1 protein-coding gene is annotated in these 746 nt (G+C 75.6%); it reads right to left on the reverse strand.

The annotated features are described in order from the left end of the window. The coding region (locus OOT08_RS08665) for a hypothetical protein (RefSeq protein ID WP_325092233.1) at window positions 1-732 on the reverse strand (732 nt) is incomplete at its 3' end. Window positions 733-746 lie beyond the last annotated feature (14 nt).

The following is a 746-nucleotide window of genomic DNA, read 5'->3' on the forward strand; positions in this document are numbered from 1 at the left end:
GTCATGCCAGGCTCGGTACCCGTCGAGGTCCAGGTCCCCGGCGGCAACCGCCTCACCCACGATATCGAGGTCGAACTCGGCCCAGCCAAAGCCCCCCGGCACATACGCGAAGCGGTATCGGGAATCCGCCGCGAGGCCGTCCGGGCCCGCGAGGAGCATTCGGTAGGTGTCGAGCAGGTGCCCCCACAGGCAGTCGTCCCAGAGCGGCAGGTGCCGCTGCCCGTCGCTGTCCGGACCGTAGCTCGGGACGCCGCACTCGGCGATCACCCACTCGGGGGCCCAGTCCGTCCCGCTCGCAAAGAGCCGCACCCAGAAGGGGGCGGGGTCCGCGAGCTGCTCGCTGAGCGGGGCCAGGGTCATCCCCTGCGCCTCCCCCGGGGCATCGAGGGCCAGGCCGCCGTCCCGAGCTGGCCGAATCTGCCGCCAGCTCAGGTCGAGCGAGCGGGTGTCGATGCCCGCCTCCGGACTCGCCTCCTCGGAGAACAGACCGGCGTTGGCCGCGGGCCGGGCCCGCTCGGGCAGCCCCCACGCGGGCCGCTCCCGGAGCAGCGCCTCCCCGGGCGCGGGCAGCTCCAGCGGGAGGCGCGGGCCGCCAGCGGGCGGAATCGGGGGCACGGGCTCCGGCGGACCGGACGGCGTCGCGCACCCGGCGAGGAGCGCCGCCGCGAGGGCGAGCGCCAGCGTCGCCCGACGGTGGGTGCCTCCCGCGGGGCGGCGTCGTTTCTCGGTCACGTTCCGAGCGTAGT

Origin of the sequence: Leucobacter sp. M11 (assembly GCF_035726885.1) — a bacterium.
GTDB lineage: Bacteria > Actinomycetota > Actinomycetes > Actinomycetales > Microbacteriaceae > JAPFRB01.